This is a genomic window from Thermomonas paludicola (assembly GCF_024498955.1).
Lineage (GTDB): Bacteria > Pseudomonadota > Gammaproteobacteria > Xanthomonadales > Xanthomonadaceae > Thermomonas > Thermomonas paludicola.
The window spans coordinates 1,355,106-1,380,352 of sequence record NZ_CP093311.1; the positions used below are offsets into that span (position 1 = coordinate 1,355,106).

Below are 25,247 nucleotides of genomic sequence, written 5' to 3' on the forward strand. Positions count from 1 at the left end.
GCATACCGCTTGCATCCAGACTGACATGCGCCTACCTGCCGCCACCGCGATCTCGCTCCAGCGTTCACAGACGCCGGAGCGTGCGCGTGTGGAAGAGGCGGCGCGCGGGCTGGAAAGCCAGTTTGCGCAGATGCTGATCAAGAGCCTGCGCAGCACCTCGCCCGGTGATCCGCTTGGCGGCGACACCAGCTATCGCGACATGTACGACCAGACGCTGGCGAAAGAGCTGACCAAGGGCCGCGGCCTGGGTCTGCAGTCGATGATCGTTCGCCAGCTTGATCGCACCCTGGGGCAGGACACGCCCACCGCGCCGGCCGGGTTCCTGCCGCTGCGAGCGCCGGGCGCGCCGATGCAACTCCCTCTTGGCGACACGCCTTCGGGCCTGCCGCTGCCTGCCGGACTGCGCGGCGACTCGCTGACGCTGACCCCGGCAAGCGGTGGAACCTCATTGCCGGGGCTGGCATTGCCGCACCCGCCAGCACTTGCTGCGAAGACCTGCGGCGAAAATGCCCCGCTGGATTGCAGCAGCCCTGAAGCATTCGTGCGTTCGGTATGGCCGCATGCACAAAAGGCGGCCGCGGAACTGGGCGTGCCGGCCAAGGCCCTGGTGGCGCAGGCCGCCTTGGAAACCGGCTGGGGCCGCCGTTTGGCGGGGCGCGATGGGCAGACCACATCGCACAATCTGTTTGGCATCAAGGCCGGCGGCAACTGGCGCGGTGCGAAAGTCAATGCAGCCACCCATGAATACGTGGATGGCACCCGCGTCAGCGCGCAGGCCGCGTTCCGCAGCTATGGCAGCGCCGCCGACAGCTTTGCCGACTACGCCCGGCTGCTGCACAACCCGCGCTATGCCGAAGCCCGCAGTGCCGGCGGCGACGTCCATCAGTTCGCAACGGCGCTGCAACGCGCCGGTTACGCCACCGATCCGGCCTACGCGGCCAAGGTCGTGGCCATTGCCGGCGGCTCCACCATGCGCCGCGCGCTGGCCGGGCTGGAGGGATAACCATGTCATCTGGCGTTCTTGGTACCGGCACTTCCGCCCTGCTCGCCTTCCAGCGCGCACTGGCGACCGTCAGCCACAACGTCGCCAATGCGGCGACCCCCGGCTATACCCGGCAGCGCGTGGAAATGCAGGCGCGTCCAGGGCAGTCCGCCATGCTCAGCATCGGCCAGGGGGTGGACGTCAAACAATTGACCCGGCTTGCCGACGGCCTGGTGTTCGCCCGCCAGAACGACAGTTCGGGCGAGCTGGGGCGCCTGGATCAGCTGTCCCAGCTGGCTTCGCGCGTGGATGGTTTGATGTCGGATTCCGCCACCTCGCTGGTGGCGCCGTGGTCGAGCTATTTCAACGCCGCCAAAGGCGTGGTGGCCGACCCGGCCTCGGTTCCCGCACGCAACCAGATGCTTGCCTCCAGCGACCAGTTGGCTACCCGCTTTCGCAGCATGGACACCCAGCTGGCGAAAATGGACGACGACGTCGATCGCAGCATGGCCAACAAGATCACTGACGCCAATCGTCTGGCCAGCGAGCTTGCCGACCTCAATCGCAACATCATTGCCGCTGGCGGCAATGTCTCTTCGGATCTGCTCGATGCGCGCGACCAGCGCGTTCGCGACCTGTCGAAGCTGGTGGGTGCGGAAACGGTGATGCAGGACGACGGTTCGATGAACGTCTTCACCCCCGGCGGCCAGCCATTGGTGTTGGGCGTACGCGCTTCCAGCCTGGCGACCACGCCCGACCCTTACCGTCCAGACCGCATGCAACTGGCGCTGAACACGCCGACCGGCGCGATGCGCCTGCCGGAAGGCACGGTCAGCGGCGAGCTGGGTGGGCTGCTGGAATTTCGCAGCCAGGTGCTGGATCCGATGCGCGCCGAACTCGGCCGCATGGCCACCGTGTTTGCGCAATCGACCAATGCCACCCAGAACGCAGGCATCGACTACAACGGCAACCCGGGCGCGGACCTGTTCTCCATTCCCGCGCCACAGGTGGCCGCGCACGCTGCCAACACCGGCACGGCGGTACCGACCGCCGTACTGGATGATGCAGGCGCGTTGACGGGTCAAAATCTGGTCTTGCGCTTCGATGGCACCAATTGGAGCGCCACCCGCGCCGACAGCGGCGAGTCGGTAGCGATGACCGGCACCGGCACCTCCGTCGATCCGTTCAAGGTCGGTGGCGTGGCAGTCACCGTGGGCACAGGCGCCGCCGCAGGCGACCGCTTCCTGCTGACCCCCACCGCAGGAAGCGCTGGCAGCCTGAACGTGGCTATCCATGATGCCTCCGGGATTGCCGCCGCCGCACCGCTGACCAGTCAGCTGGATCCGACCAATCTGGGCGATGCCAAGGTTGCCTCGTCCGCGATTACCGATGCGAGCCAGTTCGCTTCGTTCAGCGGGGCGACCGTCGATTTCATCGATGCCACCCACTACACCATCGATGGCAACGGCCCGTACGCCTATTCGCCGGGCGGCGCCATCGCCGATGGCGGCTGGACGTTGACGCTGCAAGGCACGCCGGCGGCGGGCGACAGCTTCACCCTCGGGCGCACGCCTGCACGTTCGTCCGACAATGCCAACGCGCGCCAATTGGCGGCGCTCGACACCCGACGCGTTCTCGATGGCGGCACCACCGACCTGACCACCGGAATGACCCGCATGGCCAGTCGCGCCGGCGGCGCGGCCAACAACGCCAAGCTTTCGCTGGACGCCCAGCAGGCCATCGACGATCAGGTGAACGCCGAGCGCGAATCGGTCAGCGGCGTCAACCTCGACGAAGAAGCCGCCGACATGCTGCGCTACCAGCAGGCCTATCAGGCCGCCGCACAGCTGATCGGCACCGCCGACACCATGTTCCAGACGCTTTTGTCCGTCGTGCGTCGATAGGAAACCGCCATGACGATGCGCATTTCCACCGCCCAGATGCACTACAACGCGCTCAGCACGATGCGGCTGCGGCAGGGCGAAATCGACACCTTGCGCCAGCAGATCGCATCCGGCGTGAAGCTCACCCGCGGCGCCGACGATCCCACCGGCATCGCCAACGTGCAGCAGTTGCAGCATGCACTGGCCAGCCTCGATCAATTCGACAAGAACAGCACCGTGTTGGGCGATCGCCTGCGCCAGCAAGAAGCCGCCACGGCCGACGCAGGCGACTTGCTGCAACGCGCCAACGAAATCGCCATCCAGGCGGGCAACGGCGCATTGAGCGACGGCGATCGGCATACGCTGGCGCTGGAAATGCGCGGCCTGCGGGCCAGCATGCTGCAGATCGCCAATCGCGACGATGGTCGCGGTCGCCAGCTGTTCGCCGGCACCCGGGACGGCATCAAGCCTTTCACCGACACCTCCGGCAGCGTCAGCTATTCCGGCAACGACGGCCAGAACCTGGTTGATGTGGCCGCCGACGTGGCGCTGGCCGACACCGACCCCGGCAGCCGCGTGTTCATGGCGGTGCCCACCGGCGATGGCATCAGCCGCACCCGCGCCAACGCTGCAAACACCGGCACTGGCCAGCTCGACTCCGCGCAGATCAACAATGCAGCGACCTGGAATGGCGCAACCCTGCAGCTGCGCTTTCCCACCGCAAGCACGTACGAGGTCGTGGACGGCAGCGGCAATCCGCTGGCGCCACCCGTCGCCGGCGCGTGGACGCCGGGGCAAGCCATCACCGCGCAAGGCGCGCAATTCGTCGTCAGCGGCACCCCTGCCGCAGGCGACAGCTTCAAGCTGGAACGCGCACCCAAGCAAGACATCTTCGCCACCATGCAGCAGTTGGCCGATGCGCTGGACATGCCCGGCAGCAGCGCCGTTGACGTGGCCAACCGCAACAATGCCCTGCACGCCGGGCACGAAGACCTGGTGGCCGCCCAACAGCACCTGCTGGACATCCGCTCGGAGACCGGCATCCGCCGCGCCAACCTCGACAGCAGCGACGACATGCGTGGCGCCAATGGCGTGGCCATGACCGAAATGCTCTCCGGCCTGCGCGACACCGACCTGGCCGACGCGATCAGCAAACTGCAATTCAACATGACCGCACTGGACGCCGCCCAGCAGATGATGGCCCGCCTGCAGAGCAGCTCGCTGTTCGACAAGCTCTGAGGTTCCCGACGGCGCATGTCGCACGCCTGCGGGCACGACATTGGCATATGGTTTGCAGAAGGACGATCACGTCTTTCCAGCGAGCCGACATGACGACTACAGCACCCGCAGGCCTTGCTCCCGAGGACACCATCCGCATCAGTGATCTCGGCTCCGTGCTGGATCGATTCCCGCGCGTGAAACTCCTGTCCCTGGATTGCTTCGACACCATCCTGTGGCGGAGGGCAGGACATCCGGCAGACGTGTTCTATGACATGCAGCAGCAACCGGCATGGAAAGCTGTCGGCCTGGATGCCAGGCTCCGGATCCGGGCGGAGATGCAGGCACGCAGCCTGGCCCAGTTGCGACGGGGCAGCCACGAAGTCACGCTTGAGGAAATCTACCGGGCCGCCTGCGACGACCTGGAGCAAGAGACCCTGGAGTCGCTCCAGGAAGTCGAACTGGAGGCGGAGGAAAGGGCGTGCTATGCCATGCCCCAGGCTGTTGCCCTGTTGCGTGCGGCAGCGGCACGCGGCGTGCAGGTCATGGTCGTGTCAGACACTTATCTGCCAGAGCCCTTGCTGCGCAGGCTGCTCGCTGCTTGCCTGCCCGCGGATGCCTATGCCGCGATCCACCGGGTCTGTGCTTCGTGTGAATACGGGAAGCCGAAGGCAGGTGGCCTTTTCCCGCTGTTGGCCAGTCGCCTGAACCTGCCCGTGGTCCGCATGCTCCACGTTGGCGACAACCCGCTTGCGGATGTGTTCCCGGCGCGGGCCGCCGGGATTGCCTGCCTCCACCTGCAACACCTCCCGGAAATGCTCGAGTCGCGCAGGCAGTTCGCCGCGACTGCGCTTCGTCTGCTCGAGCCGGACGTCCGCTCCGAGCGGGGCACCCCCGCTGGCTACCATCCGGTGATCGCAGGCCTTGCCCTGGACGGGGACGACGCGGACCGAAGCATCGGCATCGCCACCCTTGGCCCGTTGATGCATGCCTTCGCAAGTTGGGTCCAGGCCCACCGGGATGCACAACAATCGAACGGAAAGCGCGTCAAGCTGGCGTTCCTGCTGCGCGACGGGTACCTGCCGCATGCCGCCTACGAAGCATTTTCCGGCCAAACGGATGGCCGCCCTGTCTACGTTTCCCGCTTCGCCGCATTTGCCGCCTCGTTCCGCGACGCAGGCGACATCGAGCGCTATCTCGCCCTGTTCGCCACTTCCGGCGAGTATGCGGCAATGCTGAAGCAGCTTGGCCTGCAAGGCGAGGAAGGCGATCGCATTCTCGAAGCCCTGCAGGAAAGTCCGTCGCCGCAGTCGGAATTCAACAGGCGCGTGCTGCATCCGCGCATGGTGGCGAAGATCACCGAGCGCTCCGCGCGCTATCGCGCGAGGCTGCGCAAGTACCTGGATCGCGAATTGGGGGGGCTGGAACGAGGCGATACCCTCGCATTCGTGGACCTTGGCTACGTCGGGACCGCGCAGCGGGTTCTCGCGCCGGTCATGCGCGACGAATGGGGCGTCGAACTCCTCGGCTGGTATTTCATGTGCACGCCCCAGGCGGGCCACGCCAATGGCGGACGCTGCGGCATGATCGACGCATCGAAGTTCGATGCCCGCACCATCGATACCCTGCTCCCGTTCGTCTCGTTGCTGGAAAACCTGTGCACGACCAGCGCAGGGTCGGTGGTCGACTACGACGAAGACGGCAGCCCCATCCTGTCCAAGGGCGCGACCGCCAAGCACCAGACAGAACGCGTCCGGCGGATCCAGGCGCATGCGCTGGACTTCATCCGCCAGGCAGAAGCCCACTACGAGGCGGGCGGGGCTCGCCCTGCGGTCGATGCCCTTCGCGACGCCGCGCTGGCCGAATTCTCACGCATGGTGTTTTTCCCGGACAGGCAGGAACTGGCCCATTACGACCAGTTCGCCCTGGAACTCAACCTCGGGACCGACCGGATCATCCGCCTGCACGACACCGATCGCAGCCTGCAGGAACTTCGCCGCCATGGAATCTTCTATTCCTCCCGCCAAGGCGAAGGGTCTCGCATCAACACCCCGCATGAATTGCGGCATGCCGGGATCGAGCTGACCCTGGCGATGATGTCCACCTATCGCTTCGGCTTGGCTTTCAGCGCGCGGGACTGGTCATTCCGCGAGGAGCCGGTATCGGCTCTGCTCCTGAGGGGGAAGGAGGCCGGCCGCCTGAGTCTGGCGGCATACGCCACGTATGACGGCTGCTATCGCCTGCATGTCCCGATCGGCGAGGGCGATGCGGACGTGGGCTTGTTGCTGGGCGAACGCTTCCGCTGGCTGCAGTTGATCGAGGCCCGTGTCCTGCGCGCCGGGGAACTCCACCTGCAGGCCGAATACGATGCAGGCATCGACGTGCGCCCCTACCTGCTTCTGGATGGCATCACGAACCATGGCGACGGCGTCATCGAGTGCCTTGGCGAGGCTGGCTTCGTGATGCTTCCCGCTGGATGCGTCCCTGTATCCGGCCAGCTTGTAATGGAGATCGTCTATCGCCCAATTCTCGATCGTTTGCCAAGCCGGCCCATGGAGAGCGATGCATGAGCGATTACGACAATGGCCAGATTTGCGTGGCAAGCTGCTTTGCATTCAGTGACCCGCGATGCGTGAGGTTTTTCAATCACCTTGGCGAAGCCCTGGTCGAGCGCAACGTCCAACTCGTCGTGCTCGCCACCCGCGATGTGCCGGATCTCGAATTCCCCCAACTTCAAATTCCGTATGCCTCGCTTGCATACGACAAGTTGATCCAACTTCCCAACCTCACCCCATTTCATGCGATTGAGCCGATATCCGCTTCGGAGCGGGCCTGGACCGGGTGCGCGGCGCACGCGGACAGCTGGGCGCGCGCAACGGCAAAATGCGAATGGTTCTACCAGATCGTTGCCGAGGAACTGCGTCCTTGCGGCGCATTGCTGTGGAATGCGACACATCCAAACAGCCGAATTGGCCGCAACGTCATGCAAGTCAACGACATACCTGCCTGGTGCATCGAACGCGGCCAGCTGGCAAATACCTACCAGGTGCAAACGGGCGAGGTGAATGCCTGGGACGATACGCAAGCTGTTTTTTCCGTGCATTCCGCGCTCGCAATGGATCTGGCCCGGCAAACCAGCGTTGCATTCGAAGCTGCTCGTGCACTTTCACTTTCAGGGCCAGTGGGTCGCTACAAACCGAATTCACCAAGCGAACAATCACCTCCGCCATCTAGCGCTGGCCCCACCCTGCTGGTATTGACCAGCGCACTGGGCTCTTCAATTGAGCCCGTGTCCGTACGCTCGATCAACCTGAGCCAGCCACTGTGGAATGGATTGCAGGAAATCGTGGATGCGCTCGACGCAGCATTGCCGGAAAATGCCACCATCTTGTTCCGCGACCACCCGATCAATCGCGACGTCATCGGCAGTCCGTTGCGCTTGCCTGCGCGCTTCATTGAAGTCGCTGACGCACCGATTGCGGATCTCATGGAGCATTCGGACAGGGTTGCCTGCATTGGCACCACGACCCTTCAATACGAGGCGTTGCTTCGAGACAAGCCACTGCTCGTGCTTGGACGAAGCTTGGCAACAAGTGCCGGTGCCGCTTATACGCCGCGTCATGCGGATCAGCTTCCAAACGTCATTGAAGCATGGCTGCATGATCGCGAAGGCGAGAGCCATCGCGCCAATGCGCGAGCACTGGTTGGGCTGCTTTGCGAACGCCACTTGGTCCGAGAGGACGAGTCCGCTGCGCATGTCCGCAATGGCGTTGTCGAGCTTGCAGATTTCATTGCCGCACAATCGATAGCGGGAACCGAGCCAGTGGCGGACCGCATCGCCAATTTCACGCAACGCTTCCTTGATGGCTGCTCTACAGGAGAACGCGCCCCATGAAGACCGTCGCCTTCCTGCCCGCGAAGGGCAGCAGTGATCGCATTGGCAACAAGAACATCCGCCTTCTGGACGGAAAGCCGCTATTCCTGCATGCCATCGACAAGCTCCTCGCCTGCGACTTCATCGACGAGGTCTATCTGGACACTGAATCGGCCGAAATCGCTGCCCTTGCTGCAGATCGCGAGTGCAAGGTGTTGATGCGCGAGCCTGCACTCGCAAGCAATGCGACGGACGGCAACCGCTTGTTCATGAACCAGGTGCGCCAGATCGAAGCCGACATCTACATCCAGACCCTATGCACCAGCCCGTTCATCGAGCCCGCCACGATGCAACGTGGCGTGGATGCGCTTGCGCAAACCGACTCGTCATTCGACTCCGCTGTCCTGGTGCGAAAGGATCGCCTCTACACGTGGAGTGACGGTCATCCAACCTATGACATCGCCAACATCCCCAACAGCTTCACGCTCGACGAGACCATCATCGAGACCATGGGGCTTTACATCATGCGGCGCGAGGCTGCATTGAAGTTGGAACGGCGCATTGGCGACCATCCCCTGCTGCTTGAAGCAAGTCCGCTGGAAGCGATCGACGTCAACTGGCCCGAAGATTTCGAGTTGGCCGAGCTGCTTGAAGCCGGGCGACGCGAGCGTGACCGCCGTCTGCTGAACAATCTGAAGGGGCTGCTGTCGAGCCCCATGCTCTCGGACATCCTGGATGATCATGGCTACCCCAACCAGGTGATCCGCGACCTCGCCCCCAATCTTCCCGATGTCCGCATGCTCGGCCGCGCCAAGACGCTGCGGTTGCGCAAACTGAGGGATGGCGAGGATTTCCGTGGCATCTACAAGGCACTGGACAGTTACGCCACGATCGTGCCCAACGACGTCATCGTGGTGGAAAACGAAATCGGCGAGTACGCCTATTTCGGTGAATTGAACGCGAACCTTGCCATTCGCAGCGGCGCCGCAGGCGTGGTCGTGGGCGGCATGACTCGCGACAGTGCGGATGTTGTCCGTCTGGGGCTTCCGGTGTTCGCCCGCGGCTACTCCTGCCAGGACGTTCGCAAACGCGCCACGCTGGATCATGTCAATCGTCCGATCCAGGTAGGTGGCGTGCACATAGCTCCCGAGGATCTGGTGTTCGGGGATCGCGAAGGGCTGGTCGTCATCCCCCGCAGGATCGAAAAATCCGTGCTCGATTCCGCGCTGCGCATCGCGACAAACGAGAAGCGCATCATCATCGACATTTCCGAAGGCGCTGAGGTAGGCAAGCTGACCCGCGACTACGGCTTCTTCTGAAGCAATCGCCCGAAGCGCCGATAACGCCGCCATGAGGCGGCGTTATTGTTTCTGCTCCATCGATGCCGGATCGGCATGAGCAAAACGCGATGCCGCGAAACTTTAGCGAATTCACAAGAAAAAATTTATTTCTGCCGACTTGATCACAAAAACGAAACATCACCTCAAGGCCGGTGAAATGGCGCCGTTACCTAAGCCAGCAGAGGACGGGGCCACGAACGGCAGCTTCTGCGGAACCCCACCGGTCGTGGCCCTGCCCGCCGGCTACCCAGTCCAGGAGAACGACCATGGCTAATAGCGTTAACACCAACATCATGTCGCTGAATGCTCAGCGCAACCTGTACACCAGCAGCATGTCGCAGGCCACCACCATCCAGCGCCTGTCCTCGGGCCTGCGCGTCAACAGCGCCAAGGACGATGCCGCCGGCCTGGCGATTGCCGAACGCATGAACGCGCAGATTCGCGGCAACAACGTGGCGATCCGCAATGCCAACGACGGCATTTCGCTGGCGCAGACCGCGGAAGGCGCGCTGGGCAAGATCGGCGATTCGCTGCAGCGCATGCGTGAGCTGGCCGTGCAGTCCGCCAACGCCACCAACAGCTCGGACGACCGCACCAACTTGCAGTCCGAGTTCAAGCAGCTGCAGGACGAAATCACCCGCGTAGTTGGTGGCACTACCTTCAACGGCACCTCGCTGTTCACGGGCTCCACGTCGTTCTCCTTCCAGGTCGGCGCTGGCACCACCAGCAATGACGTGGTCTCCGTGGCCCGCAACCAGCTGTCCGGCGGTACCGCCGGCACCAGCGGCGGCATCACCAGCAGCGCCGCCGCAGATGTTGCAGTTGCCACCGTGACTACCGCATCGGCAATCACCGGTAGCGATGCCACCAAGTCGACCAATGCCATCAAGGACATCGACGTGGCGCTGGACAAGCTGAACGCCGAGCGTGCCACCTACGGCGCGGCACAAAACCGCTTCGAATCGGTGATCGGAAATCTGCAGATCACGGTGGAAAACACCTCCGCCGCCCGCAGCCGGATCATGGACACCGACTTCGCTGCCGAAACCGCTGCACTGACCCGCTCGCAGATCCTGACCCAGGCCGGTACCGCCATGTTGGCCCAGGCCAACCAGGCACCGCAGAGCGTCCTCAGCCTGCTGCGTTGATCCTCAAGCTCTACCCGTCGGGGAGGCCGCGCACGCGGTCTCCCCGTACGGCCTTCAAGTGATGTGCCGCCATGTCAAGCATTGCGCCCGTCAATGCCTCGATCCCCGAGGCCCGCAAGGCCCCGACGCCCGCCGCCGGGGCTTTGTCGCGCCCGACAACAACGCCTGTCGCCGCGCCGGGCGGAAACGCGAAGTCCCCCTCGCCCGCCATTGCCACCGCAACATCCGCAGCCGCAGAGGCTGCCGTTGCTGCCAACCAGGCCAAGAAGGAGCGCGCTGCAGAAGAGTTGCAGAAACAGCTGGATGAAGCGATGTCGCATTCCACTACCCGGACGTCCCTCCGCTTCAGAGTGGACGATGAGGCGCACCGGATCGTGGTCTCGGTGGTGGATTCCGACAGCGGCAAGACCATTGCGCAGATTCCCGATGAAACCGCGCTGGCGCTGGCTCGGCGTTTGGCCGAGACTGGCAGCGGTTTGCTTGACCAGCATGCATGACCGGCGCAAGGTGTCATTACTTGACTCACTCAAGGACGCGTGCGGTCGGCCGATAAACACAGCGAAGCCTTTGTCGCCGCAGCCGCGGTGACCAGGCTGAGGAGGCAGCATGGGCATTACCGCCACCGGCATCGGCTCCGGTCTTGACGTCAACAGCATTGTTTCGCAACTGGTGGCTGCCGAGCGCACCCCGGGCGACAAGCGCTTGACCGCAGCAGAGCAAGACACAAAGGCGCAAATTTCCGCCTTTGGCAGCCTGACGTCGGCACTGTCGGCCCTGGAAACCGCGCTGAAGAAATTCGACGGCAGCGGCACGTCCGCAGGCCGCAAGGCCACCGTGGCGACAGGCGCCGGTTATTCCGCCAGCGCCAGCAGCAGCGCCTCGTCTGGGCGCTACCAGATCAGCGTGGAAAGCCTGGCCCAGGCGCATCGCCTGCAGTCTGCGACCGTGGCGCGCAATGGGGATGGCAGCGCGGCGCAACTGGGCTACGGCACGTTGGCGATCAGCGTGGGAAGCGGTGACCCGATCAATGTCACCATCGACCAAAGCAAGGGGTCGCTGGCCGATATCCGCAGCGCCATCAACGCCCAGGCGGGTGACAAGGTCACCGCGACCGTGGTGAGCGGTGATGCAGGCGATGTCCTGTTCATCACCTCTCGCACGTCCGGCACCGATGGCGCGGTCTCCATTGCGGCCAGTGGCGGCGATGGCGGCCTTGCGGCGCTGGATACCAGCAGCGGCACCATTACCACCAAGGATGCCGCGCAGGATGCACAAGTGGTGATCGACGGCATCACCCGTACCGCCAAGGGCAATACGCTCAGTGACGCCATCACTGGCGTCAGCCTGACCCTGACGTCCGCCCAGCCAGGCACCACCTTTGCGCTGGATGTAACTGAGGACCCGTCCTCGCTGAAGAGCACGCTGACTTCCTTTGTCACGGCCTACAACGCCGCCGTTGGCCAGATCCGCACGCTGTCCGCCTCCGGCGGGCAGGACTCGGTGGCTGGCCCGTTGAGCGGCGACGCAGCACCCCGCGGTATCCTGCAAACGCTGCGCAACACGATCGGCAACAGCTATTCGGCGTTGAGCTCGCTTGGCCTGAAAACGGCCGTGGATGGCACGCTGACGCTGGATTCCACCAAGTTCGATGCGGCCCTGTCCGCCGACCCGAATGCAGTCAAGAAATTGTTCAGCGAGACCTCGGACTTCGGCAAGGGCATGCGCGACGTGCTGCACAACTATGTTGGCGACCAGGGACTTCTGGCAGGTCGCCGGGAGAGCTTGGACAGTCGCACCAAAACCCAATCCAGGCAGCGAACGGATTTTGAAGCCCGCATGGTTCAGATAGAGGCCACCTATCGCCGCCAGTTCACCGCACTGGACACCATGATGGCCCAGTTGCAAGGCACCTCCTCGTATGTCAGCCAGCAAATGGCCATGCTCAACAAGTGACGAGACCGACATGAACGCACGCGCCTCCGCCCAGCACTATCGCCAGACCTCCGTCAGCAGCGCGGTGCTGGATGCTTCCCCGCATCGACTTGTTGCGTTGATGCTGGCCGGACTGCGCGAACGCCTGAAGCTGGCCTCGGCCTGCATGGAAATCGGCGACATACCGCGCAAGGGGCAGGCCATCGGCGAGGCCAGCATGATCATCGGCCAACTGGATGGCTCGCTGGACCACAAGGCCGGTGGCGACATCGCCGCTGGACTGGCGGCGCTCTACAACTACGCGCAACGGCGCCTGCTCGAAGCCAACTTGCAAAATGACCTTGCCAAACTCCAGGAAGTGGATGGGCTGGTTGCCGACATCGAAAGCGCGTGGCTGGCAATTGCCCCGGATCAGCAGAAATGACCGATTTCACGCCCGATGCGGTGCCAGTGCTTCCGCTGGCAGCGTTGCGGGAGGCTTTGGGGCGCGCCGATCTGGATGGCGCAAGCGCACTTCTGGATGCGCATGACCGCGCCGTGCGCCTGGCATTGTCGCCGGATGCCCTGCCCGACACGCGGCAGCAACAGGCTTGGCTGAATCTCGCCAGCGAGCAGCAGGCTGCGCTGGCCGAATTGGGCCAGCTGCGTGACAACGTCGCGCAACAGCTGCAGCAGCTGCAGCGTTACCAGCGTGGCGCCAACGCGTACCACCAGGCACTGGAATGAACCGCGACGCCGCCGACACCTTGCTGTTCGGCGAGGCGCTGGCCTGCGAGGATGCCCAGCGCTGTGCATTCATCGAGCAGCCCCTCGACCCCGCGCTGGTCGATGCCGCCTGCGCGCGCGCCGAGCTCTATCTCTCCGCGATTGCGGTCATCGAAGATAGTCGCAATGAAGAGGAAGAAGGTCCGCAAGGCCTGGCGCTGCGCCGCATCGAAGCCAAACTGGACTTGATGCTGACCTTGCTGAGCGGCCTGTCGCGCACTGCCCGAGCCGACCCGCTGCGGACGCTGCACTGGTCGGCGCTGGGGGCTCGCATGCCCACCGAATCGCCCTTGGCCGAAGGCAGCAGCGGCCTGTTCCAGACCCAGGCAGCGCCCTGGATGCCGGAACCATTGCAGTTGCCTGCCACGGTGATCGCCTGCCAGCCGCAGGGTGATGGCGTGCTGCACCTCTGGCTGCAATTCGGCCCATTGACCGAAGGCACCTCATCGGCGCTGGAACGCCATTTGTTCCGCCAACATCGACGCGCGATTGCAGAGCGCCGCCGGCAAACCTGAATACCGTTCATGTTTGCTTGTGGGTGCAGGGCGTCGGGTGCGGCACGATTTTTGCGTCGGAAACTCGACATTTGCGGGTCGATTGACGATATTGGTCCGGGGCGCAGCGGTTCTGCGGTGCGCATTCATCGATGGGCCATGGGGCGGCCTGCGGACAAGGCTGCACGCGATCCAATTTGAGGCCGAGGACAGGAACGGGGATGAAGGCGAGCTTGCAGGCCAAGATGGGGCAGTCGATCACGCTGACCCCGCAACTGCTGCAGTCCATTCGCCTGTTGCAGGTGACGTCGTTGCAGCTGGAGCAAGAGCTGCAGCTGGTGATGGAGCGCAACCCGTTGCTGGAGCAGGAGGTGGAGGACGACGAGGTCGCCCCACCCGCCTCGCCTGAGGAAATCGCGGCGCTGGACGCCGCGGCGTGGGACGAACTGCCCGAGCCCATGTTCCTGTCGGGCGGCGCTCACGGTGGTGATGGCGACGATGACGCCACCGCCCGCATTGCTGCCGGTGAATCCAGCGACCCGCGCCAACGCCTGCTGGCGCAATTGCAATTGCGCTGCGGTGCGCGCGAACTGGCCATGGCCGCGTACTGGCTGGACTGCTGCGACGATCGCGGCTATCTGGAAGGCGATCCCGACACCGTCGCGCGGCTGGGGACTGCGGCGCTGGCAGATGGCGGCATCACAGCCACCCGCGCACAAATGCTCACGCTTCGCGAGCGCCTGTTGCTGGATGGCGAATGGCCGGGGATGACCGCCGCCGGCCCGGTGGAGTGCCTGCTGGCCCAGCTGCGCGCGCTGCCAGACAGCGAAGCGCGCACGCTGGCCATGCGGATATTGGCCGATCACCTGGAACCATTGGCCCGCCACGACCTGACCGCACTGGCGGCGCAGCTGCCCGCTGCCGCGGAGGCCGTTGCCGCAGCGGTCTCGCTGATCCTGTCGCTGCAGCCGCACCCGGTGGAGCAGCCGCCGGAGCTGGAACCCGCGTTCATCATCCCCGACGTGATTGCCTGGCGGGCTGCCGGCGGCTGGCAAGTGCGCCTGAATTCCCGCAGCAGCCCCAGGTTGCGCCTGTGCGCCTATGCCGAGCAGGCCTCCGGCCACGAAGGAATGCGCGGGTTGCTGGAAGAAGCACGCTGGTTGTTGCGCAGCCTGGGCATCCGCAACGAAACCCTGCTCAAGACTGCACGCGTGCTGGTAACGCGCCAGCAGGCGTTCCTCGACCAGGGCGAAGAAGCCATCGCGCCGCTGACCTTGAAGGAAGTCGCCGAGGAAATCGGCGTGCATGAATCCACCATCTCCCGCATCACCACCGGCAAGTACATCCAGACCCCGCGCGGGACGCTGGAACTCAAGCGCCTGTTTGCGGTGCGCCTGGAAGGGGCGGACGTCTCGGGCGCGGCGATCAAGGCCATGGTGCGCCGCCTGATCGAGGACGAGCCCGCGCATGCGCCGCTGGCTGACGAGGTGATCGCCGGCATGCTGGCTCGACAGGGAATTCGCGTGGCACGACGGACGGTTGCAAAGTATCGTGAACAGCTGGCCATTGCGCCGGCCCGGCAGCGCCGTCGCGCCAGCGCGACGCCACGGGTTCGCCGGGGATGAAGTCTGAACAGGGGCAGGACATGCAGAAAACGATCCGGGTGCTGCTCGTGGATGACCACGAGGGCTTCATCAACGCGGTGCTGCGGCATATGCGCAAGCATCCGTGGATCGACATCGTCGGCACTGCCGGCAACGGGATCGAAGCGGTGGCCCGCTCGGAGCTGCTGCGCCCGGATGTGGTGCTGATGGATCTTGCCATGCCGGAAATGGGCGGGCTGCAGGCCACGCGCCTGATAAAGGCGCAGGACGCGCCGCCTTTCGTGGCCATCGTCAGCCATTTTGACGACACCGAACACCGCGAGCACGCCCTGCGCGCCGGCAGCGACGCCTTCGTCAGCAAACTCAACTACATGCAGGAAGTGCTGCCGCTGCTGCAGCAACTGGCCGGGGTCGAGGGCAACGAATGAGTGAATCGCGCATTCTGCTGGTCGACGCCGATGACGCCCGCACCGAGCGGCTGGCAACGCTGCTGGACTTCATGGATTTCACGCCGCGCATCGTGGTGGATGCCGGCGATATCGATTTGGCCAAGGCCCGCGCAACTGACTGGGTGGCGATCATCGCCGGTGACGTCGCCAATGCCCCGGCGTGGGATGCCTTTGCAGCCTGGCTGTCGCGCCAGCCGCTGCATCCGCCGGTGATTGCCCTGCCCGAGCAGACCCCCGGGGAAGCATGGCGCAAGCATCTCCACCCCGAGATGGTGTGGTCGCTCGGCTATCCGATTCGCCGCAACGAATTGCAGGACGTCCTGCGCCGGGCCAGCATCAAGCGCCTCGACGACGATGCCCGCCGCGAGCTGCCGCAGGTAGGGCCCACCGGGCGCAGTGCCGCCGTACTGCGGCTGAACCGGATGATCGACCAGGTTGCGCGCTTCGACACCACGGTGCTGATCCTGGGCGAATCCGGGACTGGCAAGGAGGTTGCGGCCCGCGCCATCCACGCGCGGTCGCCGCGCAAGGACAAGCCATTCGTGGCCATCAACTGCGGGGCCATTCCCCCGGATTTGCTGGAAAGCGAGCTGTTCGGCCATGAAAAGGGGGCTTTCACCGGCGCCCTGACCCAGCGCAAAGGCCGATTCGAGATGGCCGAAGGCGGCACCTTGCTGCTGGACGAGATCGGCGACATGCCGATGGCGATGCAGGTCAAGCTGCTGCGCGTGCTGCAGGAACGCGTGCTGGAGCGTGTCGGCGGCGGCGCCCCGATCCAGTGCGATGTGCGGGTGGTGGCCGCTACCCACCGCAACCTGGAAACCCATATTGCCGAGGGCAAGTTCCGCGAGGATCTGTTCTATCGGCTCAACGTGTTCCCCATCGAAATGCCGGCCTTGCGTGAGCGCAGCGAGGACCTCCCGGATCTGGTCGCGGCCATTACCCGCCAGCTGACGGAGTCCGGGCGTGGCCGGGTGAGCCTGAGCGACGAGGCCATCTCCGCCCTTCAGCACTATGCCTGGCCTGGCAATGTGCGCGAACTGAGCAACCTGCTGGAACGCTTGGCCGTGCTCAACCCGGATGGCCGGGTGGGCGTCGGGGATCTGCCGGCACGCTATCGTGCCGCGATGCCGGACGGCTTCGCCACGCCGCTGCCCGCGCCGGAGCCGCCCATTGTGCCGCCCGCGGCCCAGGCGCCGCCCGCGCCGATCGATCCGGCCACGATTTCACCGCTGGCCTCCCTGCCGGCCGGCGGTCTGGATCTGCGCCAGCATATTGCCGAGATCGAAAACGAGCTGATCCGCCAGGCGCTGCAGCAGAGCGGCGGAGTCGTGGCACACGCGGCGCCGCTGCTGGGCCTGCGGCGCACTACCCTGCTGGAGAAGCTGCGCAAGTACGGGATCAACCGGTCCGGCGAAGCGGCTACCGAAGAAGACGCGCGGGAATCTTGACGCTTGGATGGCACGGGTCTTGCTTAGTTAGCGGCAGTCCCTTCCCTTTCCGATGCAGAGATGACCGACGCCATCAGCTCGATCCTCTCCCAGATCCGCTCCCACGAGATGCGGACTCAGGGCGCACTTGGCAACGTCGGTGCCGCTGGCGACGCTGCGCCCTCGAACGCGGTGGGCGGCGTCCAGCCAGCAGCGTCAAATTTCCAACAGACCCTGAGCAACGCCATCGATGGCGTCAGCAAGGCGCAGAACGATGCCGGGGCCTTGCAGCAAGCCTTTGAAATCGGCGACCCGCGCGCCGATCTGGCGCGGGTGATGGTGGCCATGCAGCACTCGCAAGTGGCCTTCAAGGCCGCCGTGGAAGTGCGCAATCGCCTGGTCCAGGCGTATCAAGAGGTCATGAACATGCCGATCTAGCGGGGATCAACCCCGCAGCGCACCACCCCGTTCCCGCAATGCCACTCCCCAGCTACCCGATAAGTCCCCATGAGCGCCATCGCCCTTCCAAGATCCGCCGCCGACCTGAAAAAACTCGGGCGCCTGCAGGACATTCCCATTGTCCGGCAGCTGCTGACACTGGGGACGGTGGCCGCTGCCATCGGGCTGGGGCTCTGGCTGTTCTTCTGGACCCAGCAGCCGGATTACGCGGCACTGGCGGGGCTGGACGAGAAGAGCACCGCGCAGGCCCGCGACCTGCTGCGTACTGCCAACCTGCCGTTCAAGATCGACCCGACCACCGGCACCCTGTCGGTGCCGGCGGCGCGTCTGGGGGAAGCGCGCATGACGCTGGCCTCGGCCGGCGTTGGCAATACCAGTGGTGACGGGTTCGAATCGATGGAAGGGGATCAGGGCTTCGGCACCAGCCAGTTCCTGGAAAATGCGCGTTACCAGCATGCCCTGGAAACGGAACTGGGCCGCACCATCAGCAACTTGCGCCCGGTGCGCGAAGCCCGGGTTCACCTGGCGCTGCCCAAGCCCTCCGCCTTTACCCGTCAGCGCGAGCCGGCCAGCGCCTCGGTGGTGCTGCAGTTGCAGGGCGGCGCCAGTCTCGATCCGGGACAAGTGGACGCCATCATCCACTTGGTGGCCTCCTCCATTCCCGAGCTTCCGGCAGACCGCGTCACCGTGGTGGACCAGTTCGGACGCCTGCTCTCCACGCCCGATCCGGACAGCGATGCGGCGATCAGCGCCAAGCAATTCGAGCAGCAGCGTCGGCAGGAGTCGGTCTTCGTGCAGCGCATCCAGGCGCTGTTGGAACCCATGACCGGCCCGGGCCGCGTGCGTGCCCAGGTCAGCGTGGACATGGACTTCGCCCAGACCGAAGAGGCACGTGAGGTCTATGGCCCGCAGGCGGGCCTGGTGCGCAGCGAGCAGGTGTCGGAATCAGGCGCGTCCGCCAACGTGGCCAACAGCACCGGCGCGGCGGCCACGGCGCCCGCGCAGGGCGTCCCCGGCAGCGCCAGCAATACGCCCGGCGCCAATGCCGCCCAGGCGTCCGCCAACAACAGCCAAGCCGATACTGCCACCGGCTCGAGCACCCGCAGCTCGGTGCGCAATTTTGAAATCGACCGCACCTTGACCCACACCCGCCAGGCGCCGGCACGCATTCGCCGGGTCACGGCGGCAGTGCTGGTGGACAACCTTGCCGGCGCACCCGGCAAGAATGGCAAGCCCACCGAGCGCGCGCTGAACGCCAATGAGATCAAGCGCATCGAGACACTGGTGCAGCAGGCCATCGGCTTTGACGCCCAGCGCGGCGATGCGGTCACCGTGGTCAACTCGCCGTTCGCCCGCACCGTGGAAGACGCCGAACCGTCGGCGCCGTTCTGGGAGGACCCGCGCGCGCGCGACCTGCTGCGCACCCTGCTGGGCGGGCTGGCCGTGCTGCTGGTGGTGTGGTTCGTGCTGCGTCCTGCGTTCCGGTCCCTGACCACCCCGCGTGCGGCCATCGCCACCGAGTTGCAGACGGCCGAGGTGTTGACGCAGGATGACGGCAGCCCGCTGCCAACCGCACTGACCCAGGAGCGCATCGCTGGACGGCCGTCCTTCGATGACAAGCTGCAGACCGCGCGCACGGCGGTCACCACCGACTCCAAGCGGGTCGCCTCCGTGGTTCGTGACCTGGTGAATTCCGATGGCTGAAGTCTTCGCATTGTCAGGCGTGCAGCGCGCGGCGGTGATCCTGCTTTCGCTGGGCGAACAGCAGGCTGCGGAAGTGCTCAAGCACATGGGCGCCAAGGAAGTGCAGAAGCTGGGCGTGGCGATGACCTCGGTCGGCAGCGTTTCGCGCGACGAGGTCGAGAACGTCATCGACGACTTCGTGAACACGCTGGAGCGCCCCAACCTGGGCAGTGGCGCCGATGAATATGTCCGTGCGGTGCTGGTGCAGGCCCTGGGCGAAGACCGTGCCAGCAGCCTGATCGATCGCATCCTGATGGGCCGCAACACCACCGGCCTGGACTCGCTGAAATGGATGGAGCCACGCGCCATTGCCGATCTGGTGCGCAACGAGCATCCGCAGATCATCGCCATCGTGCTCTCGCACCTGGATGGCGACCAGGCCGCCGAGGCACTCAAGTTCCTGGCCGAGCGCACCCGCGCCGACGTGCTGGTGCGCATCGCCACGCTCGACGGCATCCCGCCGCATGCGCTGAACGAGCTCAATGACGTCATGGCCAAGCAGTTCGCCGGCAACCAGAACCTGAAGTCATCGTCGATCGGCGGCGTGAAGGTGGCGGCCAACATCCTGAACTTCATGGACGGCGGCATGGACGAGGTGATCCTGGGCGACATCGCGCAGATCGACGAGACCCTGACCGGCAAGATCCGCGACCTGATGTTCGTGTTCGACAACCTGGCCGAGATCGACGACCGCGCGATGCAGTCCGTGCTGCGCGAGGTATCGACCGACAAGCTGTCGCTGGCGCTGCGAGGCGCAGACGCCAAGGTCAAGGACAAGATCATCGCCAACATGTCGCAGCGCGCATCGGAAATGCTGGTCGAGGACATGGAAGCGCGCGGCCCGGTGCGGCTGGCCGAAGTGGAAGCCGCACAGAAGGAAATCCTGACCATCGTGCGCAAGATGGCCGATGACGGCACCATCCAGCTGGCGGCCAAGGCCGAGGTGTTCGTATGACGCCAGCCATGCGTTGGGCAGCCCCCGAACTGGTGCCACCGCCACCGCAGGAGCAGCGCGAACCCCCCAGCGTGGAAGAACTGCAGGCCATCGAGGAGGCCGCGCGCGCCGAAGGCCTTGCGCGTGGACATGCGGAAGGCGTTGCGTCCGGCCAGGCCGAGGTGCGCCGCATCATCGCGCAGATGGAGGGCATCCTGGATGCGTTTACCCGCCCGCTGGCCCGGCTGGATGCCGAAGTGGGCGATGCACTGGGCGATCTCGCGGTGCGTGTCGCCGGCGCGCTGCTGCGCCAGCGTTACGAAGCGGATCCCGGCCTGCTGGCGGACCTGATTCGCGAGGCGCTGGAGATCGCCGGCAATGACAACCGGCAGGTCGAGCTGCGCCTGCACCCGGACGACCTGGGCATGCTTGCGCCCCAGTTGACGGTACAACCGGGCGTGCGCCTGATCGCCGACACTACCCTGGCGCGCGGCGACCTGCGCGTGCATGGCGACAGCGTGCGCATCGACGGCAGCCTGGCGACCCGGCTCAACGCCGCATTGCAAGGCATCATTGCCGGAGCACGCCAATGATCGTTGATGCCTGGCACTTGCACTTCGCGGTGGAATGGCGCTGGATATACGGAAGAAACCGTGACATCCATTGCGGTTCCACAGACACCACGGCATCCAGCCTTGCGGGAGGAAGCCGATGAGCATCGCCGCCGCCCAATGGGATGAAGCCCGCAGCCTGCGGTTGGCGGCACGGCTGCGCGCCGCAGACCCGCATCCCGAGTCGTTTGGCATGGGCCGCGAGGGCGTGCTGCGGCGCGCCGTTGGCCTGACCCTGGAAGCAACCGGCTGCAGCGCCCCGCTGGGCGCCCGCTGCCGCGTGGAAACGACGGGCGGGCGCTGGGTGGACTCCGAAGTGGTCGGCTTTGCTGGTGACCGCACCTTCCTGATGCCCACCTCCGAACTTTCCGGGCTGCTGCCGAACGCGCGCGTCATCACCGGCCCCAGTCGCGGCGAGGTCGCGGTTGGCGAAGGGCTGCTGGGGCGCGTCATCGACAGCGACGGAGTGCCGCTGGATGGCCGCCCACCGCTGCGCGCGGAGGACTTCGTCGGCCTGGCTGGCACCCAGATCAACCCCCTGATGCGCGAGCCGATCACCCGCCCGCTGGACGTCGGCGTGCGGGCAATCAACGCCCTGCTCCCCATCGGACGCGGCCAGCGCATTGGCTTGTTCGCCGGCTCCGGCGTCGGCAAATCGACGCTGCTGGGCATGATGACCCGCTACACCGCCGCCGACGTCATCGTCGTTGGCCTGATCGGCGAACGCGGCCGCGAAGTGCGTGATTTCGTTGAAAGCACGCTTGGCCCGGAAGGGCTGCGCCGCTCCGTCGTCGTCGCAGCCCCGGCCGACCGGCCGCCGCTGGCCCGCCTGCACGGCGCGTTGCGCGCCACCGCGATCGCCGAGTGGTTTCGGGACCAGGGCTTGCATGTGCTCCTGCTCATGGACTCGCTCACCCGCTTCGCCCATGCCCAACGCGAAATCGGCCTGTCGGTCGGCGAGCCGCCGACTACCCGCGGCTACCCGCCTTCGGTGTTCGCGCGCTTGCCCGCGCTGGTGGAACGCGCCGGCAACGGCGCAGACGGGCGTGGCTCGATCACCGCGTTCTATACCGTCCTGACCGAAGGCGATGACCAGCAGGAGCCGATTTCCGATGCAGCCCGCGCCATTCTGGACGGCCACATCGTGCTGACCCGCCGGATCGCCGACGCCGGCCTGTACCCGGCGATCGACGTGGAAGTCTCGGTCAGCCGGGTGATGCAAGACATCACCGATCCGCCGTGGCGCGCGCGCATTCGCCGCCTGAAGCAGTTGATGTCGGCCTACAACGCCCAGCGCGACCTGATCGCCATCGGCGCCTATCAGCGCGGCAACGACCCGCTGGTGGACGACGCGCTGGCCCTTTGGCCACAAATCCTTCAATTCCTTGGCCAGGACGTCGCCGAATCCGCCGACGTGGACGCCAGCCGCAATGCCCTCGCCCGTCTGCTGGACGGTGAACCGGAGACCATCCCATGAACCGCTCGCAACGCCTCGACCCTTTGCTGCGCGTCACCCAGCAGCGCCAGGACAACGTGGCGAAACAACTGGCCGAGCGCGACAAGGCCCTGACCGAACAGCAGCAGCGCCTCGACATGCTCAAGCAGTATGCCGACACCTACAGCGTGACCCCGGCAGGCGGCACTTTGGCGCCGGCGATGCTGGCCAACCACGTTGCCTTCCGCGCCAAGCTCGATACCGCCCTGCAACAGCAGGCGAAAGCAGTGGATACCTCGCGCCAACACTGTGATGTGGAGCGCGCCCGGTTGATGCTGGCCAGTCGTGACAACAAGGTCCTGGAACAGCTGGCCGCCAGCTATCGCGCCGAAGAGTCGCGAGTGGCCGGTCGGCGCGAACAGCGCGAACTGGATGACATCGGTGGCCAGCGCGTTCGCGCCAAAGCCGTGAGCGAAAGTGACGAACCATGATGGGCGAGTCCACCGGCATGCCGCTGCAGTCTGCCCGGGCGACCAACAGCCTGTCGCCGCTGGCGGCGGTGCCTGCCGAGGGCAGCGACGACAGCACCGACGTGGGCAAGGGCTTTGACCGTTTGCTGACAGCCGATGCCGGCCCCGAGTCGGAGACCGCCTCCCACCTGCACAATGGCGCTGAAGGGAAACCCCGCGGCACCGACCAGGCGCCACCGGCCGCTGACGCCAACCCGGCGACGGTTGCCGACACCTCGTTGCTGTCGGTATTGGCGCAGATGCCGGCTGCACAACAGGCTCCCGCTCCGGTGGCGGCAGCGGCCACCGCGCCCGCACAGGGGGTGCCCGCAGCCACGCCGACATCCGCACTGCCCGCGCCGGGCACCGCGGACCAGCAGACCGTTGCCCGGGCATCGTCCACGGCATCGTCCACGGCATCGACCATGGCATTGCCCGCCGCATCGCCCGGCCCAGCCAGCACTGCGGCTTCCGCATTCGACGCGACATTGCTGGCAGCAGCCACGGCCACGCCCGCTGCCGCGCAATTGCCGGCATCCAGCGCAGCGCAGATGTCTGCCGACCCCCGCCAACCCGCCCCCGCGTCGCGGATGCATCCGGCGCTTGCGGCGGTGGGCGCTCCTCCCCTGCGCCCCGCACTGACGGCAGACGCGTTGGCCCGCGCGCTGGCGCCGGCTGAGATCCCCCACCCCAATCCCGATGGAATGGCCCAATGGGCGGCAGGTCGCGCCACGCAGATCGTGCAGCCGCTGGCGGCCAACAGCGCCATGCCGACGACCGCCGTGCCCGTCATTCCAACTGCGACAAGCCCACTGCCCGCCGTAGCACCTCCTGCAACTGCAACTTCCGCATCGCCGGTGCAAGTCATTGCGGCCATCGCCATGCCGCAGGCACCCGCGCCGCCCACGCTGCCCACGGCGCCCCCCTCGACCGCAGCGCCCGTCGCCACTTCTGTCGCAGAGGCAGCCGCAGCGGCAGCCCCCACGGTTGCGCCGGTCATGGCGCGCAATGACCGCACAGGCAGTGCCGCGCCGCAAACCATCCTGCCGCCGCTGCTCGCTCCCAGCCCGTTCCCACCGTCCTCGGGCCGGCCGGACAAGGTGGATGCCCCATTTTCGTTCCCGCTGGCGGACCTTCCGGCCACGCCCGGCTTGCCGGCATCGCAGCGGCTGCCGACGGGCCCGGCCCTCGGTGACATCGAAACGGCACTGACCCTGCCCAGAATCGGCATTGCCCGCCCCGCAACGCAGCCCCTCGCACCCGTTGCCGAATCCGGTGGCATTCCCCTTCAACAAGCGGTTCCGCTGACCCACGGCCTGCTGCCCACGGCGCCGCAGCCCATCGCCGCAGCGGCTGCGCCGCCGGTGCTGACCCAGCCGGCGGATCCATCGGCGGGCTACGATGACCGGTTCAGCGGCCATGTCGTCTGGATGGCGGGGCAGCGCATCAGCCAAGCCGACATCCGTGTGTCGCCGGAGCATCTGGGCAACATCGCCATCCGCCTGCAGGTGGAGGGAAATGAAGTTCGCGCGGAATTCCACAGTGCCCAACCAGATGTGCGCCATGCGCTGGAAGCCAGCTTGCCGCGCCTGCGCGAGCTGCTGGGCCAGCATGGGCTGCAGCTGGCCCAGGCCGGCGTGGGCCAGGGCCAGGCGCAGGGTCGCAAGCCGTCGGGAAACACGGCAGCCTCGGATGCGCCGGGAACAGACCAGCCTCTGGAAGACGCGGCTCCCGCGCAAACGCCGGTTTTCCGACGCGGCCGCGGCCTGCTTGATGTCTATGCCTGACTGCGCGCCATGTGCATGCCGCCAGCACGCGCAATGTCGCCGCCGGAGCGTGCGTTGATCCGGTAGTTGCCGCGCAGGATGCATTTCGGCACGCGGTTTGCATCAAGGGCACAAGACCTGCTCAAGGATGGATCGCACCGTGTCAGCCGCGCCTGCCAAGCCCGCCAAACCCGCCCAGCCCGCCACGCCCGGCGCCGCGCCCGCTGCGCCGCCGAAAAAATCCCGCAAACGGCTGCTCTTGATCACGCTGGCCGTGCTGCTGCTGGCTGGCGGCGGCGCGGCGTTCTGGCTCATGAAGCCAAGCCATGCCGAGCCCAAGGTGCTGGGCCCGCCGCAATACATCGCGCTGGAGCCCGCCTTCATCGTCAATCTGGCCGACCCCGGCGCGGTGCGATACCTGCAAGCCGACGTGCAGCTGCTGACCCGCGATCCGGATACGGCGGCAGCCATTGCCTTGCACACGCCGATCATCCGCAACCGCCTGCTGTTGCTGTTCGGCCAGCAGACGTCACAGCAGCTCACCGGTCGCAGCGGCAAGGAGGGCCTGCAGGCGCAGGCGCTGGCCGAGGTGCGGTCCGTCCTCAAGGCGCAACATGCCGCCGACAAGGTCGATGCCCTGCTGTTCACCAGCGTCGTGATCCAGTAACAGG

The 25,247-nt window shown here is 65.9% G+C and carries 22 protein-coding genes and 1 pseudogene; all 23 read left to right on the forward strand.

Annotated features, from left to right (window positions below; genetic code table 11):
* Positions 1–127 precede the first annotated feature (127 nt).
* Positions 128–994 (forward strand): annotated as a pseudogene (gene flgJ / locus LIW09_RS06340) (flagellar assembly peptidoglycan hydrolase FlgJ); the annotation flags it as partial.
* Between the two features lie 11 nt (positions 995–1,005).
* Positions 1,006–2,886, forward strand: coding sequence for a flagellar hook-associated protein FlgK (flgK, locus tag LIW09_RS06345; RefSeq protein ID WP_256647100.1), 1,881 nt, complete (start codon positions 1,006–1,008; stop codon positions 2,884–2,886).
* Between the two features lie 9 nt (positions 2,887–2,895).
* The gene (gene flgL, locus LIW09_RS06350; protein ID WP_256647101.1) at positions 2,896–4,104 is read left to right on the forward strand and encodes a flagellar hook-associated protein FlgL; all 1,209 of its coding nucleotides are present in this window, start codon (positions 2,896–2,898) and stop codon (positions 4,102–4,104) included.
* 89 nt (positions 4,105–4,193) lie between these two features.
* The gene (locus LIW09_RS06355; RefSeq protein WP_256644827.1) at positions 4,194–6,653 is read left to right on the forward strand and encodes an HAD family hydrolase; all 2,460 of its coding nucleotides are present in this window, start codon (positions 4,194–4,196) and stop codon (positions 6,651–6,653) included.
* Positions 6,650–7,978, forward strand: coding sequence for a capsular biosynthesis protein (locus LIW09_RS06360; protein WP_256644828.1), 1,329 nt, complete (start codon positions 6,650–6,652; stop codon positions 7,976–7,978). Before LIW09_RS06355 ends, LIW09_RS06360 begins: the two co-directional genes overlap by 4 nt.
* Positions 7,975–9,276: an RraA family protein gene (locus LIW09_RS06365; protein ID WP_256644829.1), complete on the forward strand. Its 1,302-nt coding sequence runs from the start codon at positions 7,975–7,977 to the stop codon at positions 9,274–9,276. Before LIW09_RS06360 ends, LIW09_RS06365 begins: the two co-directional genes overlap by 4 nt.
* Positions 9,277–9,563: 287 nt before the next feature.
* On the forward strand, positions 9,564–10,445 hold the full coding sequence (locus LIW09_RS06370) for a flagellin N-terminal helical domain-containing protein (protein WP_256644830.1): 882 nt from the start codon (positions 9,564–9,566) through the stop codon (positions 10,443–10,445).
* A 71-nt stretch (positions 10,446–10,516) separates the two neighbouring features.
* Positions 10,517–10,942: a flagellar protein FlaG gene (locus LIW09_RS06375; RefSeq protein ID WP_256644831.1), complete on the forward strand. Its 426-nt coding sequence runs from the start codon at positions 10,517–10,519 to the stop codon at positions 10,940–10,942.
* Between the two features lie 109 nt (positions 10,943–11,051).
* Positions 11,052–12,398, forward strand: a complete 1,347-nt coding sequence (gene fliD, locus LIW09_RS06380) for a flagellar filament capping protein FliD (protein WP_256644832.1) — start codon at positions 11,052–11,054, stop codon at positions 12,396–12,398.
* 10 nt (positions 12,399–12,408) lie between these two features.
* A complete protein-coding gene (gene fliS / locus LIW09_RS06385) occupies positions 12,409–12,801 on the forward strand; it encodes a flagellar export chaperone FliS (RefSeq protein ID WP_256644833.1) in 393 nt (130 codons plus the stop codon).
* Positions 12,798–13,103: a hypothetical protein gene (locus LIW09_RS06390; protein ID WP_256644834.1), complete on the forward strand. Its 306-nt coding sequence runs from the start codon at positions 12,798–12,800 to the stop codon at positions 13,101–13,103. Before fliS ends, LIW09_RS06390 begins: the two co-directional genes overlap by 4 nt.
* Positions 13,100–13,657, forward strand: a complete 558-nt coding sequence (locus LIW09_RS06395) for a PilZ domain-containing protein (RefSeq protein ID WP_256644835.1) — start codon at positions 13,100–13,102, stop codon at positions 13,655–13,657. Before LIW09_RS06390 ends, LIW09_RS06395 begins: the two co-directional genes overlap by 4 nt.
* Before the next feature lie 200 nt (positions 13,658–13,857).
* On the forward strand, positions 13,858–15,261 hold the full coding sequence (gene rpoN, locus LIW09_RS06400; protein ID WP_256644836.1) for an RNA polymerase factor sigma-54: 1,404 nt from the start codon (positions 13,858–13,860) through the stop codon (positions 15,259–15,261).
* A gap of 20 nt (positions 15,262–15,281) precedes the next feature.
* Entirely contained in the window at positions 15,282–15,668 is a 387-nt protein-coding gene (locus LIW09_RS06405) for a response regulator (protein WP_256647163.1), read from the forward strand.
* Positions 15,665–17,140: a sigma-54 interaction domain-containing protein gene (locus LIW09_RS06410; RefSeq protein ID WP_256644837.1), complete on the forward strand. Its 1,476-nt coding sequence runs from the start codon at positions 15,665–15,667 to the stop codon at positions 17,138–17,140. Before LIW09_RS06405 ends, LIW09_RS06410 begins: the two co-directional genes overlap by 4 nt.
* 60 nt (positions 17,141–17,200) lie before the next feature.
* Positions 17,201–17,557, forward strand: coding sequence for a flagellar hook-basal body complex protein FliE (gene fliE / locus LIW09_RS06415; RefSeq protein ID WP_256644838.1), 357 nt, complete (start codon positions 17,201–17,203; stop codon positions 17,555–17,557).
* 69 nt (positions 17,558–17,626) lie between these two features.
* Complete coding sequence (fliF, locus tag LIW09_RS06420) at positions 17,627–19,282, forward strand: flagellar basal-body MS-ring/collar protein FliF (RefSeq protein WP_256644839.1); 1,656 nt, start codon at positions 17,627–17,629, stop codon at positions 19,280–19,282.
* A 10-nt stretch (positions 19,283–19,292) separates the two neighbouring features.
* The gene (fliG, locus tag LIW09_RS06425; RefSeq protein ID WP_256647164.1) at positions 19,293–20,276 is read left to right on the forward strand and encodes a flagellar motor switch protein FliG; all 984 of its coding nucleotides are present in this window, start codon (positions 19,293–19,295) and stop codon (positions 20,274–20,276) included.
* On the forward strand, positions 20,273–20,848 hold the full coding sequence (locus LIW09_RS06430; RefSeq protein WP_338064812.1) for a FliH/SctL family protein: 576 nt from the start codon (positions 20,273–20,275) through the stop codon (positions 20,846–20,848). The genes fliG and LIW09_RS06430 overlap by 4 nt, the downstream gene beginning before the upstream one ends.
* A 118-nt stretch (positions 20,849–20,966) precedes the next feature.
* Positions 20,967–22,343: a flagellar protein export ATPase FliI gene (gene fliI / locus LIW09_RS06435; RefSeq protein WP_256644841.1), complete on the forward strand. Its 1,377-nt coding sequence runs from the start codon at positions 20,967–20,969 to the stop codon at positions 22,341–22,343.
* Positions 22,340–22,792: a flagellar export protein FliJ gene (gene fliJ, locus LIW09_RS06440; RefSeq protein WP_256644842.1), complete on the forward strand. Its 453-nt coding sequence runs from the start codon at positions 22,340–22,342 to the stop codon at positions 22,790–22,792. The genes fliI and fliJ overlap by 4 nt, the downstream gene beginning before the upstream one ends.
* Positions 22,792–24,597 (forward strand): flagellar hook-length control protein FliK, encoded by a 1,806-nt coding sequence (locus LIW09_RS06445; RefSeq protein WP_256644843.1) that lies wholly within the window; start codon positions 22,792–22,794, stop codon positions 24,595–24,597. Before fliJ ends, LIW09_RS06445 begins: the two co-directional genes overlap by 1 nt.
* Positions 24,598–24,736: 139 nt before the next feature.
* A complete protein-coding gene (locus tag LIW09_RS06450) occupies positions 24,737–25,243 on the forward strand; it encodes a flagellar basal body-associated FliL family protein (RefSeq protein ID WP_256644844.1) in 507 nt (168 codons plus the stop codon).
* Positions 25,244–25,247: the final 4 nt, after the last annotated feature.